Annotated in this window: 14 protein-coding genes; 8 read left to right on the forward strand and 6 right to left on the reverse strand. The window is 44.6% G+C overall.

The genetic code is table 11. From position 1 onward, the window contains the following. The first annotated feature begins 228 nt into the window (after window positions 1-228). Window positions 229-1,962: a D-lactate dehydrogenase gene (dld, locus tag GTQ48_RS00095; RefSeq protein WP_163104281.1), complete on the forward strand. Its 1,734-nt coding sequence runs from the start codon at window positions 229-231 to the stop codon at window positions 1,960-1,962. A 212-nt stretch (window positions 1,963-2,174) separates the two neighbouring features. Here dld and mmsB read toward each other — a convergent pair whose 3' ends face one another. After that, window positions 2,175-3,050 (reverse strand): 3-hydroxyisobutyrate dehydrogenase, encoded by an 876-nt coding sequence (gene mmsB, locus GTQ48_RS00100; protein ID WP_163104283.1) that lies wholly within the window; start codon window positions 3,048-3,050, stop codon window positions 2,175-2,177. A 46-nt stretch (window positions 3,051-3,096) separates the two neighbouring features. Continuing rightward, window positions 3,097-4,596, reverse strand: a complete 1,500-nt coding sequence (locus GTQ48_RS00105; protein WP_163104285.1) for a CoA-acylating methylmalonate-semialdehyde dehydrogenase — start codon at window positions 4,594-4,596, stop codon at window positions 3,097-3,099. A 98-nt stretch (window positions 4,597-4,694) separates the two neighbouring features. On the opposite strand from GTQ48_RS00105, the gene GTQ48_RS00110 reads away from it, so the two are divergent. Continuing rightward, window positions 4,695-5,582, forward strand: coding sequence for a LysR family transcriptional regulator (locus GTQ48_RS00110; protein ID WP_163104287.1), 888 nt, complete (start codon window positions 4,695-4,697; stop codon window positions 5,580-5,582). 66 nt (window positions 5,583-5,648) lie between these two features. Here the strand turns inward: GTQ48_RS00110 and GTQ48_RS00115 are convergent, their stop codons facing one another. After that, window positions 5,649-6,581: an AEC family transporter gene (locus tag GTQ48_RS00115; protein ID WP_163104289.1), complete on the reverse strand. Its 933-nt coding sequence runs from the start codon at window positions 6,579-6,581 to the stop codon at window positions 5,649-5,651. Between the two features lie 184 nt (window positions 6,582-6,765). Here GTQ48_RS00115 and GTQ48_RS00120 point away from each other — a divergent pair, with 184 nt between their 5' ends. Both GTQ48_RS00120 and GTQ48_RS00125 read left to right on the forward strand, forming a co-directional pair. Then, a complete protein-coding gene (locus GTQ48_RS00120; protein WP_239059936.1) occupies window positions 6,766-8,586 on the forward strand; it encodes a diguanylate cyclase in 1,821 nt (606 codons plus the stop codon). A gap of 106 nt (window positions 8,587-8,692) precedes the next feature. Beyond that, on the forward strand, window positions 8,693-9,811 hold the full coding sequence (locus GTQ48_RS00125; protein WP_163104291.1) for an adenosylhomocysteinase: 1,119 nt from the start codon (window positions 8,693-8,695) through the stop codon (window positions 9,809-9,811). 156 nt (window positions 9,812-9,967) lie between these two features. Here the strand turns inward: GTQ48_RS00125 and GTQ48_RS00130 are convergent, their stop codons facing one another. Next, complete coding sequence (locus tag GTQ48_RS00130; RefSeq protein ID WP_163104293.1) at window positions 9,968-10,429, reverse strand: hypothetical protein; 462 nt, start codon at window positions 10,427-10,429, stop codon at window positions 9,968-9,970. A gap of 317 nt (window positions 10,430-10,746) precedes the next feature. Between GTQ48_RS00130 and GTQ48_RS00135 the strand changes: the two genes are divergently transcribed. Then, window positions 10,747-12,960, forward strand: coding sequence for a winged helix-turn-helix domain-containing protein (locus tag GTQ48_RS00135; RefSeq protein ID WP_338023266.1), 2,214 nt, complete (start codon window positions 10,747-10,749; stop codon window positions 12,958-12,960). Between the two features lie 32 nt (window positions 12,961-12,992). Here GTQ48_RS00135 and GTQ48_RS00140 read toward each other — a convergent pair whose 3' ends face one another. Next, window positions 12,993-13,358, reverse strand: coding sequence for a hypothetical protein (locus tag GTQ48_RS00140; protein WP_163104297.1), 366 nt, complete (start codon window positions 13,356-13,358; stop codon window positions 12,993-12,995). A gap of 301 nt (window positions 13,359-13,659) precedes the next feature. Here GTQ48_RS00140 and GTQ48_RS00145 point away from each other — a divergent pair, with 301 nt between their 5' ends. The 3 genes from GTQ48_RS00145 to GTQ48_RS00155 all read left to right on the forward strand — a co-directional run bounded on the left by GTQ48_RS00145 (window position 13,660) and on the right by GTQ48_RS00155 (window position 16,884). Further along, complete coding sequence (locus GTQ48_RS00145; protein WP_163104299.1) at window positions 13,660-14,193, forward strand: retroviral-like aspartic protease family protein; 534 nt, start codon at window positions 13,660-13,662, stop codon at window positions 14,191-14,193. Between the two features lie 156 nt (window positions 14,194-14,349). Next, entirely contained in the window at window positions 14,350-15,558 is a 1,209-nt protein-coding gene (locus GTQ48_RS00150) for a M24 family metallopeptidase (RefSeq protein ID WP_163104301.1), read from the forward strand. A gap of 171 nt (window positions 15,559-15,729) precedes the next feature. Continuing rightward, window positions 15,730-16,884, forward strand: coding sequence for an acyl-CoA dehydrogenase family protein (locus tag GTQ48_RS00155; RefSeq protein ID WP_163104303.1), 1,155 nt, complete (start codon window positions 15,730-15,732; stop codon window positions 16,882-16,884). Between the two features lie 67 nt (window positions 16,885-16,951). Here GTQ48_RS00155 and GTQ48_RS00160 read toward each other — a convergent pair whose 3' ends face one another. Next, window positions 16,952-18,163 (reverse strand): saccharopine dehydrogenase family protein, encoded by a 1,212-nt coding sequence (locus GTQ48_RS00160; protein ID WP_163104305.1) that lies wholly within the window; start codon window positions 18,161-18,163, stop codon window positions 16,952-16,954. Between the last annotated feature and the right edge of the window lie 66 nt (window positions 18,164-18,229).

Genomic DNA, 18,229 nt, shown 5'->3' on the forward strand with positions numbered 1-18,229 from the left:
TTTCTGGTGTCATATGAATATGTTGTCTGCATTCAATGTATCACAACTCAACTAGGAACCGCATATTCAACGCTACGCTTTAAAAAAGCTCATGGGTTTACCGGTTTTAGTCTCATTAAATATAAGTAAATTGTATTAAGAACCTAACGGTTCCCTCTTTGTTCTATTTCGCATTCGTGTATAGTTCCTCACCAGCAAGAAATTCCTGTTTTTAACGTAGAGAGACCCATGGCCGTGCACCTTGATACCCAGTCGTTGATTACGTCTATGCAAAATGTTGTTGGACAATCTTATTTACTAACCGACTCAGCCAAAAAGCAACCTTACTGTAAAGGCATTCGCTTTGGCTCTGGGGAAGCGTTAGCAGTGGTAAGACCGGGTTCGCTGGTAGAAATTTGGCGAGTGTTAAAGCTATGTGTCGATGCAGACGTAGCAGTCATTATGCAGGCAGCAAATACAGGCCTTACTGGTGGTTCTACGCCTGATGGAAAAGAATACGATAGACCCCTTGTTATCATCAGCACCATGCGTATTGACGATATTCAGTTAGTGAACGAGGGCAAGCAAATAGTTGGCCTTGCAGGCAGTACGTTATTCGGTTTAGAAGAGCAGCTAGCGCCTTATGGTCGAGAGCCTCATTCAGTGATTGGTTCTTCATGCATCGGCGCATCAATAGTGGGCGGCATTTGTAATAATTCCGGCGGGGCGCTTGTTAAGCGCGGACCAGCTTATACAGAGCTTGCTTTATTTGCACAAATTGACGCAGACGGCACGCTCTCACTGGTGAATAACCTCGGCATCAAATTGGGCAATGATCCTGAAGAAATCCTTGAGAATCTAGAAAACAAACGTTGGACGGATTCTGATGTAGAGCAGCCTGATGCAAGGGCGTCGGACAATGAATACGATGCTAGGGTGCGAGACGTCGATTCAGACACACCATCGCGCTATAACAACGATGGTCGCAGACTGCATGATGCCTCTGGATGTGCGGGAAAACTTGCTGTATTTGCCGTTCGTTTAGACACCTTCCCCATACCGGATAAAAAGCAGGTGTTTTATGTGGGGTCAAACGATGCGAACGTTTTTACATCAGTACGTAGAGACATTCTTTCTAGCTTTAAGCACTTGCCTGACTCTGGTGAGTATTTGCATCGCGACTGTTACGACGTGTCGAAGAAATACGGTAAAGACATGTTTATTGTTATCAATAAACTGGGTGCAAAGTTTATCCCTCAACTGTTTGCTTTTAAACGTAAGTTCGATGCGTTCGCGGATAAATTAGGTTTTTTACCGAATAAAATGTCAGACCGTGTTATGCAGGCTTTTAGCTATTTATTTCCGAATCATTTGCCTAAACGCATGGATGAATTCAGAGATAAATACCAGCATCACTGGATTTTAGAAATGAGTAATGATGGTGTTGATGAAGCTCGCCAATACCTCAATGAATTTTTCAAAACCAACGAAGGTGGCTATTTCGAATGTACCGAAGATGAAGCCGATAAGGCAATACTTCATCGTTTCGTAGCGGGTGGTGCAATTGGTCGTTATCATATTATGCACGGCAAGGAAGTGGGCGCTATGATGACAATAGATGTGGCCCTTCGTCGTAACGACCCTGCATGGTTTGAAGTACTCCCTAAAGACATTGATGAACAGATAGACACTAAATTGTATTACGGTCATCTGTTTTGCCACGTGATGCATCAAAATTACATCGTCAAAAAAGGCGCTGATGCAAAAGTGCTAAAAAATAAAATATTAACCACCTTTGACGAGCGCAAGGCCGAATACCCAGCAGAACACAATGTGGGGCATGAGTACGCAGCTAAAGAAACACTGCGTAACTTCTATCGAGAGCTCGACCCAACGAATAGCTTTAACCCGGGTATCGGTAAAACCACGAAGTTTAAAAACTGGGCTGACCAAGCTGGTGGCTGTTGTGGCGGTCACGACTAAGCAGCTACAAAGAAGCAGTTTTAAAAGAGCGTTATAAAGAAGCAGGTTTAGCTAAGCGGTGTTAACCAAAAGCCTTAACAACAGACTTCAAACCGTTAAAAATAAAAAAAAGCCGATATTGATATGTCCACAACGTGACACTCAATATCGGCTTTTTTGTGGCCTAGTTTTTCAATATTTCAAACTTTGAAGCGTGAAGTTTACACGTTAGCTTAGGCAAGCTTATTGATAATCGATGAAAAATCGAGTGAGCCATTGCCTTCATCGCAGTGTTGCTCAAACCACTTGGCCGCAAGTTCGCCCATAGGCACTTGAGCATCCACTCCTTCAGCGCCCTGCATGGCTAGCGTTAAGTCCTTAAGCATAAGTGCTGAGGCAAAGCCGCCAGCAAAATCGTTATCAGCTGGACTTTGCGGGCCTACACCTTTTACCGGGCAGTAAGTGGTTAATGACCACGTTTGACCGGAGGCATTAGACGCAATATCAAAAAACACTTGAGGGTCTAAGCCTAGCTTTTGCGCTAGCTGCAGGCTTTCACAAGTGGCTATCATTGAGGCACCTAACAACATGTTGTTGCAAATTTTAGCTGCCTGACCTGCGCCATGGCCTCCTGCATGGACAATTTTCTTGCCCATTGCACCGAGTACGCCCTGCGCTTTTTCAAACGCATCGGCATCACCGCCCACCATAAAGGTAAGCGTTCCCGCCGCTGCCGCCGCTGTTCCACCAGAAACAGGGGCATCCAGCATTTTCAGTCCGCGGCTTTCGGCTAATTCAGATACTGTCTTTGCTGTGCCCACATCAATGGTTGAGCAGTCTACTAGCAACGTATTTTTATCCACATTAGCCAGTATTTGATTGGCGTAGATATCGTGCACATGCTTTCCGGCAGGCAGCATGGTCACCACGATTTCAGCGCCTTTCACAGCGTCAACCGCAGAGGCTGCGACCTTACAGCCAAACCCTTTCGCTTTGTCTAGCGCGGCCTCGCTAAGGTCGAACGCCGTTACATCAAAATTGCCTTTTACCAGGTTGTCGGCCATGCCAGAACCCATGTTACCTAGGCCAATAATTGCAACTGTAGTCATCTTTTACATTCCTTATCCTACGTGTTACCGAGGGCGTGTTATCTCATTAGCCCATGGTAGGGATGACAAACGCGTTATCGTTGGTGTCAGAACCATCAGGCCAACGCTGCGTAATAGTTTTCACTTTTGTCCAGAACTTAACGCCCTCCATACCGTGCTGGTTAGTGTCTCCAAATGAAGAGCGCTTCCAACCACCAAAGGTGTGATAAGCAACAGGCACTGGGATAGGTACATTAATACCCACCATGCCCACGTTGACTCGCTGGGCAAATTCACGGGCCGCGTGACCGTTACGGGTGTACATGGCTACCCCGTTACCGTATTGATGGTCGCTGGCAAGATTAACCGCTTCATTAAAGTCGTTAGCTCGCACAATTTGCAGTACCGGGCCAAAAATCTCTTCTTGGTAAGAACGCATGTCTTTAGTTACATGGTCAAACAACGTAGGTCCGATGAAAAAGCCTTTGCTGTCAGTGGGGATTTGCGAGTGACGACCGTCGTAAACAAGCTCAGCGCCTTCCTCAATAGCAAGGTCGATGTAGCCTTCAATACGCGCTTTGTGCTCACCGGTAACAACAGGTCCGTAATGGGCATTAGGATCTTCAGAATGGCTTACCATAATGTCTTTGATTGCTGGAATGAGTTTTGCCTTAAGCTTCTCAGCCGTTTCTTCACCCACAGGCACTACTACCGGCAGTGCCATACAGCGTTCGCCCGCAGATCCATATGCCGCGCCAACAAGATCAGCGACAACTTGGTCAAGGTCGGCATCGGGCATAATAATGCCGTGGTTTTTAGCGCCGCCCATAGCCTGAACTCGTTTGCCCGCTCGTGCTCCACGCTCGTAAACGTAGTTTGCAATGTCGCTTGAGCCTACAAAGCTCACTGCTTTAATATCTTTGTGGTCTAAAATGCCGTCTACGGCTTCTTTGTTGCCGTGAACCACATTGAGTACGCCGTCGGGTAAGCCAGCTTCTGTCATTAGCTTAGCTAACTCTACCGGTACCGATGGATCGCGCTCAGACGGCTTTAAAATAAACGAGTTACCGCACGCTATTGCCACACCAAACATCCACATTGGGATCATGGCAGGGAAGTTAAACGGTGTTATACCCGCTACCACGCCTAAGGCCTGACGCATAGAGTACACATCAATGCCTGGCCCTGCGCCTTCGGTATATTCACCTTTTTGAGCATGAGGGATGCCGCAAGCAAATTCGATAACTTCTAAACCGCGCTGAATGTCGCCTTGCGCATCGCTCAATACTTTTCCGTGTTCGCTTGATAATAACTGCGCTAGTCTGTCGCGGTTAGCTTCAAGAAGCTCTTTAAACTTAAACATTACCCGTGCGCGGCGCTGCGGGTTAGTCGCTGCCCATTCAGTTTGAGCTGCTAGCGCAGAATCGACAGCTTTTTGTAAGGTATTTTGATTGGCTAAGAATACTTCAGCTTGAACATCGCCTGTGTTTGGTGCGAAAACCGACGCAGTGCTTTCTGACTCGTCGATGTATGATTTACCTGCGATATAATGATTAATTTGTCTCACGTAATTACTCCTAGATTTTTTTACAATATTGAAACCTTGTGTTTGCAAGATCAATACATATACTTACAGCTTGGTGCTGTAAAAATGCAGGTGTATTGATGAATTGGGATGACATGAGGCTGTTTCTCGGGCTGGCGAGAAACGGTCGGGTAGCAATTGCAGCTAAAGGACTTGAGTTAGATCCCACTACACTTATACGCCGTGTAAAAAAGCTTGAGGATTCTCTAAACTGCAAATTATTTGAGTTAACGAACAAGGGTTATGTCTTAACGTCCCATGGCGTTAAGCTAGTTAACTACATTGAGAAAGCGGAGCATTATTTTCTTGAGGCGCAAAATGAGCTGCATGATGAGCGTTCACACCTAGCGGGTACTATTCGAGTCAGTGTATCAGAAGGGTTTGGCAATTGGTTTTTAGCCCCGCGGCTTCCCGAATTTAAGCGTCTGTTTCCTGGTATTTGTATTGAGCTTGTGGCAACGAGCGGTTTTTTGAACTTGAATAAAAGAGAAGCGGATATTGCCATTCTTCTTGAGAAGCCGAGCAAAGGATTACTCGTTACTCAAAAGCTTACTGAATACTGTCTATATTTGTACACCAAAGCGCCTCTAGTCGAAGAGGGGAAGCCAGAGTCTCTTAGTGAACTCGCCCAATTTAACCTAGTTAGTTACGTGCCTGACTTGGTATTTGCCCCACAGCTCAAATTTATCGAGGAAACCGCACTATCTCAACTAAGCGCGTTAAGAAGCACAAGTATTCATGCTCAATACCAAATGTTAATTAACGGCGCTGGGGTAGGCATATTGCCTAAATTCATTGCAGAGCATCAGCAAGGGCTTACTCGACTTTTAGAAAAAGATATCCATATTAAACGCACGTTTTGGTTAGCTACCCACAAAGAAACCCACTCTCAAGCTCGTTTTCAAGCCTTTATTAATTGGCTTACTGACGAGGTGGAAAAGGAAAGTAAACGTTTCTGCGACGGCTAGAAAAACTCGCATTTGTTTTCCCCAAAAGGAGCGAGGAAGAGAGTAAGCGGGCAAACAAATCAAGGGCTACACCAGCCCAAGCGCTGATAAAGTGCCGAATCCCAATGCCGTAATAGGTAAAGAGGCTAGGGTGCTTACTGCAATAATACTTGCGGCTAAACGGTGATCGCCACCTAAATTTCGCACCATGATATAGCTGGCCGCTGCCGTAGGAGCGATAGAAAGTAACAGCAACACGCCCAAACTCATCCCCCTTATGCCCGCCATATATGCCATTCCAACTAACAGCGCAGGGTAGACAATACATTTACTTATTGTCGTCACGACAATGTTGTACCAATCACTAGAGAAAGACCGAAATTGCAACGAAGCCCCAGTACAGATTAACGCGAGCGGTAATGTCAACTGGGCAAAGTATTCCCCAGTTTTAAGCACCACTTCGGGTAACTGCCATTGATAGTACGAAAATGGCAGGGCCATAACGATAGACAAAATGAGCGGGTTTTTCGCAATTCCCTTTATTTGGTTAATTGGCGCACTCAAGCCTATTTGATAAAAATTGAGAATAAAAACCGATAACACGTTGTACAAAATAGTAATACAACCCATGTATACCGAGGCAGTCGCTAGCCCCTCCTGCCCGTAGGTATTAGCCGCATACGCAAGGCCAATAATGCCCATATTTGCCCTAAATCCGCCCTGCACAACAACGCCTTTTGCATTGGTATCGGTAACGGTGAAGTGAGCAAGAACCACAAGGGCAGCAAACATGGCCACTGTACCCACAAGACCGATAGCAACCAATGGAAGATTCGCCGCTTTTGAAAAATCAGACTGACTAATAGAGAGAAACAGCAGCGCGGGTAGGGCTAAGTTAAAAACCAACTTAGACCCAGATTCTACAAAGCCATCGTTAAGCCATTTGATGCGTACAAAGTACCAGCCTAAAAGTAATAGGATGAGAACGGGAAATAAGGTGCTGGTAATGAATGAGAGCATTGGAAAAATTAAGTGGTCGACAGGAATAATCAGAGTACCAAAATTTTGACTTGCACGGAGGTTTTCTCGATAAAAGTGAGTGAGCCCGCACTTAATTTTCTTTTAAATTAACTTAGAGATTAAAAAATATTCACAAATTATTATAAAAAGAGTAAATTTCATTCATCGGCTGTTTTAGGGAAATATGGTGAGCCAGCAAAATAGGTTGAAGGGTGTTCGCGCCTTTTTCACGATGATGATGTATTTTGTTTGTGGGTTTATCTCGTGGTATGCCTCTGCTCAGCCTAATAGTATCAATAGTGATACTAGCTCTAGTTTTAACTCTAACTTAAACACCGATACCGATCCCAAAGGTAGCGTCGACAGTCAGTTCGTAGTTATTTCATCCTCCGACGATCACCGCTCTCTGGTGAACAATAAGCTCTTTTTAAGTAAGCCTGACAATACTATTACTACCGCTCAACAAGCGCTGATGGTATTCAATGAAGGTGAATTCATTGAAAACACCGCTAATCGAGTGAGTTTTGGTTTTACTGAAGAGGTGCTGTGGGCTGTATTACCTATTCAAGCGGATACAACCACGGATGGCGGGCTATCTAGCGTTATCGAAATTGACAATGCGTGGCTAGATGTTGTCGATATCTTTTTTATTTCCGGTAATGAAATAGTGAGGCAGGAGTCGCTAGGCGACACTGAGGCGATAAGCGGGCGTACATACAACGCTAGAATGCCCTCGGTAAGTCATGTCTTTGCACCAGGCAGCACGTATGTGGTGTTTCGCTTCATCTCTCAAGATCCAATGACAATTCCAATCTACCTCTGTAGTGAAAAATCAAAGCAAAGTGTCATGCTTGAAAATGCTTATTTTTATGGCTTTTTGTACGGCGCACTGCTTATTTTGTTGGTGTATAACTTGGTGCTTTACACCTACCTCAAAGAGCGTCGATACTTACTTTATTCCTGCTATTTACTCGCTTTTACTGCCTTTAATTTCACTTATACCGGTCATGGTTACTGGTGGCTTTGGGGTGAAATGCCATCGGTGCAGCAGTGGCTCATGCCCACTCTTATGCTGTGTTACATAACCGCTGGCGTAACTTTCACTATTGAGTTCTTAAATGTTAAGAAATACTTACCTTCATTATTTGCCAGACGCAAATTCATATACGCAGGGTTGCTTGCCTTAGCTGTGGTTATGCTGGCCTATGGTAGTCAGCAATTTGCGATTATGGCGCAGCTGGTTATTTTAACCACACTGTCGTTGTGGATGCTGCTTATTGGCGTGATGTGTTACAAAAACGGTAATGTGTTAGCGGCGTTTTTTGTGCCAGCAATTGTACTTGGCACTGGCGGTGCAACGGTATCGAGCTTGGCAACATGGGGCGTTGTGCCCTACTCACAGTGGGCATTTAGAGGTATAGAGCTTGGTATGTTGCTGGAAATGTCGCTACTGTCAGTTTCCTTAGGGTTTAATTTTAAAGAAGTATATAAAGCTCGGTTAAGCGCAGAATTTACGTCTAGAATCGATCCACTCACTAACCTATATAACCGCAGAGCATTTACGCAATTGGTTTATCCCATCTGGGAGCTGGGCGTTCGTAAAAAGCAGCGTATGTCGATTGTATTAATCGACTTAGATTGGTTTAAACAAATTAACGACGAATTTGGACATGACGCAGGTGACGGTGTTCTAGAGTTAGTTGCTAAAACTATCAAGGCGAGAGCACGCAGTTCTGATTTGGTTTTTCGTTGGGGCGGCGAAGAGTTCTTATTATTCCTGCCAGACACCAGTGTGAGTGATGCCAAAGCACTCGCAGAAACCCTGCGTTTGAGTGTAAAAGAGATAACAAGTGAATCCATTACTACAGTGACTACCAGTATTGGTGTTGCGGCGTTTAACGCTCAAGAATCGGGCGGTACCAAAATTGAAGGGCTTATTAAAGTTGCCGACAAAGCGCTCTATGTAGCAAAGCAGAAAGGAAGAAATTGCGTGGTAGTAGGCTGATAATCGCTTGTAGCGCAAAGTTTTTAGCGCTTTTTATATGTTTGCTCATTGTTGAGCATTGGCGTTCTAGCGTATGCTTTCTTTTTTCTTTCGGTGGCCATCATCCATGTATCAAAATTTTCAAGCCGAGCTAGACTGGGCAAGCCTTCACATGCCTCGTACCAAGCGAGCTGTTTCTTCATTACCCGATTTAAGCAATGTAAAACTAGCCTGTAATATGCATCTTGACTTAAAAATGGCTCCATTAGTTGATGGGCTGTTATCGCAAGGGTGCGAGATATTTTTAACAACCTGTAATCCCACTACCGTTCAAGACGACGTGGTGGATTACTTAGTTGAAAAGGGTGCAAAAGCACATGCATGGCGTGATATGAGCGAGGCTGAGTGGTCGGCGTCCTTTGATAAAGCGTTAAACTGGCAGCCAACGCATTTGTGCGAGATGGGCGCAGATCTCACCACTCGCTTACATGACAATGCCGACAAAGGAAAGTCTACACCCACTATAAAAGCGGGTTTGGAAGCCACAGGCTCTGGTATTAGTCGTTTAAACGGTATGGCACCACGCTACCCTATATTTAACTGGGACGACTTACCCGTGAAAGAGGGGCTACATAATCGGCACATGGTAGGGCTTAGCGCCTGGCAAACCTTTTTTCAAACCACACACCTAACGCTGCACGAAAAAGTAGTGGTAGTGGTCGGTTACGGTTTAGTTGGCCAAGGTGTGGCGGCGTCAGCTAAAGCATTTGGGGCGCAAGTTCAGGTTGCAGAGTTAGATCAAGCTCGAGCGCTGCAGGCAAAATATGACGGCTGGCCGGTGGTAGATTTAACAGAAGCGGTTAAAGACGCTGACATCATTGCCACGGCAACGGGCGCAGAAGGGGTTATTGGCGCTAGGCATTTAGATACCATGAAAGATAACTCATTTATCTTAAATGTGGGGCATGTGGCTAAAGAGATTGACGTTGCCTATCTAAAAAACAATAGCAGTCACAGCGAGCCCATGCCTTATGTCAATGCGTATAAGCTCAAAGACAAAACCATCTTCTTATTAGCAGATGGCTCTATGTTTAACTTAACGGCAGGTTACGGCGACAGCCTGAATGCGTTCGATGTTACACTGGCCGTGATGGCGTCAGGCATAGGGCATATTGTGGGTGAGGGTTCGACACATCAAAGCGGGCTTTACTTATTGCCTGAGAAAGCCTGGAAGTCTGCACTGTAGGCCTTTACTTTAATGCTGCATTTTAAGAGTGTATGTTAAGTTGGTATTTTAACGCATGGCTAGTACAAAAAAGGCAATGACTTACGCCGTTGCCTTATGCTGTTGCTTCACGCCTTTTTTTAAAAAAGCTTCTCAAGCGAAATACAAAACCTTGTGTTAGTTTTTAGAAATTTGAAGACGAGTATTCGCAAGCGTTAGGTTATTTGATGAGAAGCGGTTGAGCTTATTGGCTGCAACCGAACGCTCGAAATTCTCAACACACAGCGTGGCTTTGTTTTCTAAGCAATTCAACACTGCTAGGTTGTTTAGGGCGATACTCTTATTACCTGACTGGTCAACGGCCTTTGCACAATGGGTTTGGGCTGCTTCTAAATTGCCTATTGCGATGTGCGCCACACAAAGGTTTGTGTGCAGTGGAGCCTGCTTGGTCATTACCGTAGTGCGCGCTAGTTGCGCATTTAATTTGCGAATGCCATCTGTATAATTGCCGTTCTCTATTTCCTGAACGCCGTACACATTTTCCACGGTAGTACGAAGCTTATAAACGTTATTGTTATTTTGCGCTAACGCAGTAGTCGCAAAAAGAAGTGTGGCTGCTAGGGTTAAAAGTTTAGTCATGATAATTTTCCACTTGTCGCGCTAGTTGAATTGCTTATAGTCTAATCGCGTTGCCGTGAGTCAGACGCTGGTTAACGTTTTGTTAAACGATGAGTGGAGAATAGTGAAATTCGATTTAATTACATGATGAAAAGATAATTACGAACACATTTCTTTCTAATGAAAACCTAATGTTCATTATTTTTCTGTTTTAGTTCAAACAATTCAATTATTTACGTTTGTTGAAATGAGGTCGCTTGGTGCCGTCTACGCTATTTAGTATTGAAAATTATATTGTTAATACCGCGGATAATACGATCTCCCGCGACGATAGCACTGTGAAAATTGAGCCGAAATGTATAAAAGTGTTAAAAGTTTTGGCAGAACATGCACCTGAGGCAGTGAGTAGAGAGCACATGCACAAGATGGTGTGGGGAGAACGAATTGTTGTTGATGAAGCTCTGTCACGGGTTATTTCTCAGTTGCGTCATGCGCTAAACGATAATAAATCGAAGCGGCTTATTAAAACCATTCCCAAACTAGGCTATAAGCTTGCGGTAACGCCTGTTGAGCTATCAGTCGCTATGAACTCTTCAAATAATCAGCTTTCAAATATGCCGTCTGCAAATAAGTCCTCTTTGAGTACCCCAACGACCCAAGCAGCAGTTAACATGAATGCTGAAACCGGTGGCAACACCGAGGAGCAAAGCCTGGGCCAAAACCGAGCCCTAAACAGAAACCAAAACCAAAAGTCTGCAACTACATCTATCGAAGGCAGCGCTTCACTTATAAATGAAGATGCAAATAAAGACTCAAGCAGAGACTCCAACACTGGCTCCAGTCAGAAGAGCACATTAAAAAAGAACCAGAGTCTTTGGTTGCTAGCTGGTGTGCTGGTGGTTGCTGTTATCGCAATCGCTATCACATGGGTATTCACAGGGAGTGATAACCCGTTGGTAGACAGCACCAAGCAATCGTCGCTTGAGAGCAATTCTATTGCAATACTGCCTTTTAGTCAGATTTCAGACGATACCGACTCGTCATATATTTCACTTGGGCTTACCGAGGAAATAATTTCGAGCTTGTCGACGACTCCTGGCTTTAACGTACCTTCGCGATATTCTACTTTGGCGCTGACCAAGAAAGGACTTTCTCTTGCTGACATTGCCACGGCCTTAAACGTAAATTATGCCCTTGAGGGAAGCGTCAGACGTATTAATCAAAGCTTTAGAATATCCGTTCGACTGATTGCCCCATTTGAAGACAAAGCCCTGTGGACTGCTCAGTTTGATGTCACCAACAATGACTTATTAAAAGTGCAGCTTGAAATTTCCAATGCAATTATTGCGCAGGTTTCCAGCAGCCACTCTTCATCTAAGAGGCCAATAAAGGCAGGGATCACCGACAATGCTGCCGCTTACCAAGCGTATCTAAAAGGCACTTATTGGTGGATGAATGGCACTACCAGCGAGTGGTTTAGCAAAGCCGAAGCTGCGTTTTTAGATGCCGTTAATTACGACCCTGCGTTTTCTGCTGCCTATGGCAGTCTTGCGTACATTTATGCGCGGTATAATTTTTATGATTTATATATACCCCAAGAGCAAGCGGTGCCTAAGGCAAGGGCTGCTATTGATAATGCACTGCGTTTAAACCCAAACGACGCTAATGCGCATAATGCCACAGCTATTTTGGCAACCTTAAGTTTTGACTTTAAAAAAGCAACAGCATCGCTAAATCGTGTTCTGAGCAAGGATGCAAATAATGCAACGAGTCTTTACTTACATTCAGAGTTGGCACTAGCGCAGCTATCACCCGATAGAGCACTGTCATTTGCACAACAAGCGCGTGAGATAGAACCTCTATCACCATGGGTGAATGTTAACCTTGCTATCGTTCATTATTGGCGAGGTGAAACGACGCAAGCGCTGGCCGCGCTTGATAACGCATTGGAATTAGATAGTGCTTACACATGGGCTTATGTGTGGAAGGCTAGGGTGCTAGCGTTACAGGGCAACAATAATGACGCCATCGATGTTATGGAAGCCTGTTTGACCATCGATCCATTTTCAACGATTAACGCTGCATACCTTGGCACGCTTTATTCATTAAAGGGCAACGCAAATAAAGCGAACCAGTGGTTTACCCATACCGCTTCATTGCTAGGGGATACCACTACGGCTAGGTTCTGGAAAACTCATGGAGACAGGCTAGAGAGGGAAGCGATTAGCAATACAGATATCGCGCTTATGGAGCCGCTTCTTCAAAAGCAGACGCAAGCATTCAGTGTTATTCCCATGCTCACCGAGGGATACATAGCGACACAGCAAGAAAATGTTGGCTTTGATGTCATTCGCGCCCATTTCCCATCGCTCAACACAGTTAACCCAATGGTAAATAGCCACAACGCGGAGGCTGCGTTGGCACTACTTCAGCTTTCTTCTCAATCAGTGCCTAATATTAGCAAAGCGCTGACTACATTTATTAATGCTTACCCGGTATGGGCAAAGCGGACTGGGTTTAAAGACAGATTTGAAAAAGCGGTGTCAGATTAACACCGCTTCAAATTAACCTAGCCGATAGGCTATTAATGGCGTTTGAATGGAGGATGACCGCTAAAGTTGGTTGAGTTGCTGTTTTCTTCAATGGTTTCAAATTGAGCAACGTCAATAACTGGGATGCACTCGACTGAGCGTTTAAATGGCGGCTTACCACGCATGTCCACGCTCATTCTATTTTCACATTCAGTGGCGGCACCTAGCAGCTCAAACTGAGCCACATCATGCTCCTGTACTTCAACAAGTTTGCGCTTAAAAGGCGGCTTGCCTGTACGATCCACAATAATCATTTTCGTTACGCTAGTATTGTCTGCGCCTTCGTTGGCAACAGCAGTAGCGAACGGTACAGCGGCTATCGAAGATAGCAATAAAAGAGGTAGTACAAGTTTCTTCATGGTAAACCCTCATTTTGCGAATAATCACTGGTTTCTACGTCTAAAGTCTAACTTTTGATGACAAAAAAATAACCCTATCTCGTGATAGGTAAAAGCTATCAGTTAAGAGGGTAATAGCAAAAAGGCTTTATCAATAAACAGGGGGCTGCACGTTTTATGTGCTGCTTTGCACGCTGCTGGTGCGAAGTGCTGCTGAAAAATAAAGTAACTATTGCAAAATCATAGGCTTATTATTTGGCTTCGTTATTGCTGTGTTTATCTTCATACAATTCATTGCTGCGAATGAAGCTAATTACGATATATGAAAACACACACTAAGCGCCTTTCAATAAGCACCTTGTTGACGATATTTATTGCAGTATTTACTGGCAATGTATTGAGCAGTAGTGTGGCTAACGCAAATTCGTTTTCGTTAACAAGCAGCAGTGGCGGAACCTTGTACTTACAAAGCTTTGATGCGGACAAGCGCGAATTCAACTACCTCATTGATACTGGCTCTTCCCTAACTATTTTGAATAAAGCCACCTTTAAGGTTTTTGCAGCTCAGCAAAATGTGACTGAAGAGGGCGTGGTGATTGCAAAACTAGCGAACGGTAAAAAGCACAAAGTGAAGCTTTACATCATACCTACATTGGCGTTAAGTGCAGACTGTCATTTTGATAATGTGAAGGTGGCCGTAATGGACAATCAGCACAATATCCTCGGAATGGAAGTGTTGGGCAGAGCAGCACCGTTTGGTATCCAAATGTCGCCACCCACATTAACCCTGCACCAATGCGACGATGATATAAGCTCAGAATTACTCGCAAAAAGCCCTGCAAAACCTGCTTTATAGCCGCTTTTATAACCAGCGCAATAAAAACGTGTTGTAAAAACCAGTTTCCATTGCTCTATCTTTTTCATTCTGTCCTCTATAGCGTTTTCCTATCGGCACCGTTACCAATCATGTAGATTAGCCACACTGCATTTGACGTAACGAGGCAAACATTTCATGCAAATTGGTGGAAAAACTCAGCAAGAAGCACTAGCAACACTGCGCGACATGACAACAGATATGTCCCAACCTTCTGTTTCAGAGCACACAAGCAGAATAGAAAAAGCGCAGCGCTACATGCAGGCCAATAATATAGCTGCACTGTATCTCAATGCGGGTACTAATTTAGCCTATTTTACGGGAATGCAGTGGTACGCCAGCGAGCGCTTAGTTGGCGCCATATTGCCAGCTCGTGGAGACGTTGTTTATATTGCCCCGACCTTTGAGATTGATTCCTTAGAAGAACGTAAGCTTATTGCTGGACACATAGAAGGTTGGCAAGAGCACGAGAGCCCTTACGCCTTATTCGCAAAGTTACTGAGCGACATTGATACCGCGAATGGCAGCAAGGTTGCAGTCGACGAATCAACACAGTTTTTCATTGTGGATGGATTTAGTAAAACCTTGCCTAAAACCATTGAAATAATCAATGGTAGCGAAGTGACTGCCCATTGCCGTATGCACAAATCGCCTCATGAGCTAGCACTTATTCAGCGAGCCATGGATATGACGTTAGCGGTTCATAAGGCAACCGCAAGTATGCTCAAAGAAGGAATGACAACTACGGAAGTAGAAGCATTCATTAACGAAGCGCACAGGAAAGTGGGTGCAAGTGGAAGTTATTTCTGTATCGTTTTGTTTGGCAAGGCCACCTCATTTCCACACGGGGTGAAAGATCCGCAGGTTTTAAAAGCCAACGATCTTGTTTTAATCGATACTGGCTGCAAGCTGCATGGATACCTATCAGATATTACACGAACCTATTGTTTTGGCGAGCCAACTTCAAAGCAAAGGCAGCTGTGGAGTAGTGAGAAACAAGCGCAAATAGCGGCGTTTAATGCGGCAACGGTGGGAAGCACGTGCGGCGACGTAGATGCAGCTGCAAGACACAGCTTAGAAGCTGAAGGCTTAGGGCCAGATTATACGCTGCCTGGACTACCTCATCGTACAGGTCATGGCATTGGGATGGACATTCATGAATGGCCGTACTTAGTTAAAGACAATCCTCATCAATTAGCGCCCGGTATGTGTTTTAGCAACGAGCCTATGATTGTTGTGCCCGGCGAGTTTGGCATTCGTTTAGAAGATCATTTTTATGTCACTGACGCCGGCCCAGTATGGTTTACCGAGCCAAGTAAATCAATCACTGAGCCGTTTAATGACTAAAGCGGCTTTTAAACCTTATCTCATACCGGTCAATAAATAGTAGTGATTACGCATACTAGATAAACATCATTCGAACCCTTCAGTGGGATCCTCTACACTCATCGCAATGTAAAAAAGTTGTAAATTTAAAAGGGCGAATTGCCGCCCGACTAAGTCTCATGAGGTAAAGTGATGTCTGACAATAATGCTGCAATCAATGAAGAGCTTACTATGTTCAAAGACATGGTATTGCGTTTTATGGACCAAGAAATACTGCCCCATTATTCAAAATGGGAAGACGACCATCATATGCCTCGGGAAGTGTGGCATACCATGGGACGAGCGGGAATGTTGCTTGTTGATATGCCTGAAAAGTATGGGGCAGCTGATGCTAGTTTTGATGTTTGTCAGATGATTCAAGAAGAAATGTGTCGTCTCGGTCTGCACAGTTTAGCAACAGGCTATAATATTCACGCCAATATTGTTGCGCCCTATTTGTTAAACATCGGTACCGAAGAACAAAAAGACTACTGGTTGCCGAAAATGGCCACAGGGGAAGTGCTTACCGCATTAGCAATGACAGAGCCTAATGCAGGCAGCGATGTGGCAGGCATGAAAACCAATGCTGTGAAAGAGGGTGATAGCTACATTCTCAATGGCTCAAAGGTGTTTATCACCAATGGCAACCAGGCCAATATGATCATTGTTTGCGCCAAGACCGACCCAAAAGCAGGTGCTAAAGGGGTGTCGTTGTTTTTGGTCGACACCAGTCTTCCTGGGTTTTCTACCGGAAAACCCATTCACAAAATAGGTCAGCACAGCAGCGATACTGGCGAACTCTTTTTTGAAAATATGAAAATTCCAGCTAACGCACTATTAGGCGAAGAGGGACGTGGGTTTGCCTATTTAATGCAAGAGCTACCAAGAGAGCGCTTGGGTTGCGCAGTGCAAGCTATTGGTCATGCACAAGGTGCACTCGATCTTACCATCGATTACGTAACTCAACGCAAGGCGTTTGGTCAAACAGTAGGTCAATTTCAAAATACGCGGTTTAAATTAGCCGAATGTCAGACTGAACTTGAAATGTGTAAAGCGCTATTAGAAAAACACATGGACAAGTTCAGTCGTGACGAAATGACGGTAACCGATGCAGCGATGCTTAAATTGGCAGCCACCGAGATGCAGCTGAAAATGGTGAATGAATGTCTGCAATTATTCGGCGGCTACGGCTATACCGATGAATATCCTATTTCACGTTTTTATCGAGATGCACGGGTGCAAACCATTTATGCAGGCAGCTCCGAAATTATGAAAGAAGTCATTGCCCGCGGAATGCTCGGGCGTTAACTCGTGTCATTAATGATCCCGCTTATTGTGCGGGCTCTATTTCTTTTACGATTCTTTTATGGTTTTTTTATAATTCTTTTATAAAAACACCGGCATGCTTCCCCAAACGATGTATCAAGGCATCACCGAGTGCTGAGGCGGGAGTCCAAAAGCCGCCTTTTACATCGGGGATATCTTTTGCCAAGCAAAGCGCGGCCTGCGAAAGCATTTTTGCAGTACTGCCATATCCTGGGTCTTTGTCACCGGTAACTTGTACTACCTGTCTCTTGCCATTGTTTAATTCAGCATAAAAGCGCATGTCGAACATGCCGTTTTCTTGGTCATCAACCGATGGACCTTCACCAGGTTTTGGTAAAATGTGATTTGCGAGTAAATTCCTCACTGGCGCAAAACTGGCCGCCCCTACAAATGCACCTAAACCAAGGGTAGTTATCCATGCCGTGCTAGCGGTTTTGCTCGACATAGCTTCATCGTATTTGAAGTCTTTTCCATACATAGTACCAAGCAGTTGATTACTGCGATGAACAATACGTTCGTTAATGGCTGCCATAACAAAGGGCATTGTCCAAATGCTAAGGTCGTTGTCGTATTCTGCTTTTTTATGATTTTTTTGCCGTAAATGAAAAGGGTGTCCAGCATTACAAAGCATATAAGGGTTTACTAAAAGCTTTCTCAAACTCGGGTTGTCACTGGCCTCTTTAAGCACGTTTAACATGCTGGCGATAGTGCCCCCAGATGCTGCGCCTTTAATCTTATATACCCGCATCTTTATTTGCTTGGCAGGGCTTCCCGTTTTTTCAATGGCGCTTTGCTGTGAAAAATAAACCCCTAAATCTGATGGAATTGAGTCGAATCCTGAACAGTTAATAATACGAGCTCCTGAGGCTTGTGCCTGAGGCTCATATTTATCGAGCATCGCTTTTATCCATTGAGGCTCACCGGTTAAGTCGCAGTAATCCGTGCCGGTGTTTGCACATACTTTTACCAGAGTCTCACCGTATAGCGCATAAGGCCCCACAGTGGAGATAATAACGTTGGTTTTCTCGCACAACGCAGTAAGCGCGGTTTCGTCGCTGGCATCAGCAACAAAGTGAGGGACTGATGTTAAGCCATGCTCTTTTTTTAATGCGAGAAGCTTTTGCTCGTCTCTTCCTGCTATAGCCCAAGAAAAGGTTTCTTCAGCGTAGGTAGCAAGATACGAAATCATGATTTTGCCAACGAAGGAGGTGGCGCCATATAACAGTATGTCGAATTCTTTTGTGGGCGTAGTCGTGTTCATATTCTTCTTATAATAATGTGGTGGTAAAATCTAGGTACGAATATCTAAGCTAGGTCAATTTTTTAC

Source organism: Alteromonas genovensis, assembly GCF_010500895.1.
Lineage (GTDB): Bacteria > Pseudomonadota > Gammaproteobacteria > Enterobacterales > Alteromonadaceae > Alteromonas > Alteromonas genovensis.

Excerpts from the sequence above, each read along its gene's own strand:
- dld (WP_163104281.1), top strand. The coding sequence starts at position 229 with ATGGCCGTGCACCTTGATACCCAGTCGTTGATTACGTCTATGCAAAAT.
- mmsB (WP_163104283.1), bottom strand. The coding sequence starts at position 3,050 with ATGACTACAGTTGCAATTATTGGCCTAGGTAACATGGGTTCTGGCATG.
- GTQ48_RS00110 (WP_163104287.1), top strand. The coding sequence starts at position 4,695 with ATGAATTGGGATGACATGAGGCTGTTTCTCGGGCTGGCGAGAAACGGT.
- GTQ48_RS00115 (WP_163104289.1), bottom strand. The coding sequence starts at position 6,581 with ATGCTCTCATTCATTACCAGCACCTTATTTCCCGTTCTCATCCTATTA.
- GTQ48_RS00120 (WP_239059936.1), top strand. The coding sequence starts at position 6,766 with ATGGTGAGCCAGCAAAATAGGTTGAAGGGTGTTCGCGCCTTTTTCACG.
- GTQ48_RS00125 (WP_163104291.1), top strand. The coding sequence starts at position 8,693 with ATGTATCAAAATTTTCAAGCCGAGCTAGACTGGGCAAGCCTTCACATG.
- GTQ48_RS00130 (WP_163104293.1), bottom strand. The coding sequence starts at position 10,429 with ATGACTAAACTTTTAACCCTAGCAGCCACACTTCTTTTTGCGACTACT.
- GTQ48_RS00140 (WP_163104297.1), bottom strand. The coding sequence starts at position 13,358 with ATGAAGAAACTTGTACTACCTCTTTTATTGCTATCTTCGATAGCCGCT.
- GTQ48_RS00145 (WP_163104299.1), top strand. The coding sequence starts at position 13,660 with ATGAAAACACACACTAAGCGCCTTTCAATAAGCACCTTGTTGACGATA.
- GTQ48_RS00150 (WP_163104301.1), top strand. The coding sequence starts at position 14,350 with ATGCAAATTGGTGGAAAAACTCAGCAAGAAGCACTAGCAACACTGCGC.
- GTQ48_RS00155 (WP_163104303.1), top strand. The coding sequence starts at position 15,730 with ATGTCTGACAATAATGCTGCAATCAATGAAGAGCTTACTATGTTCAAA.
- GTQ48_RS00160 (WP_163104305.1), bottom strand. The coding sequence starts at position 18,163 with ATGAACACGACTACGCCCACAAAAGAATTCGACATACTGTTATATGGC.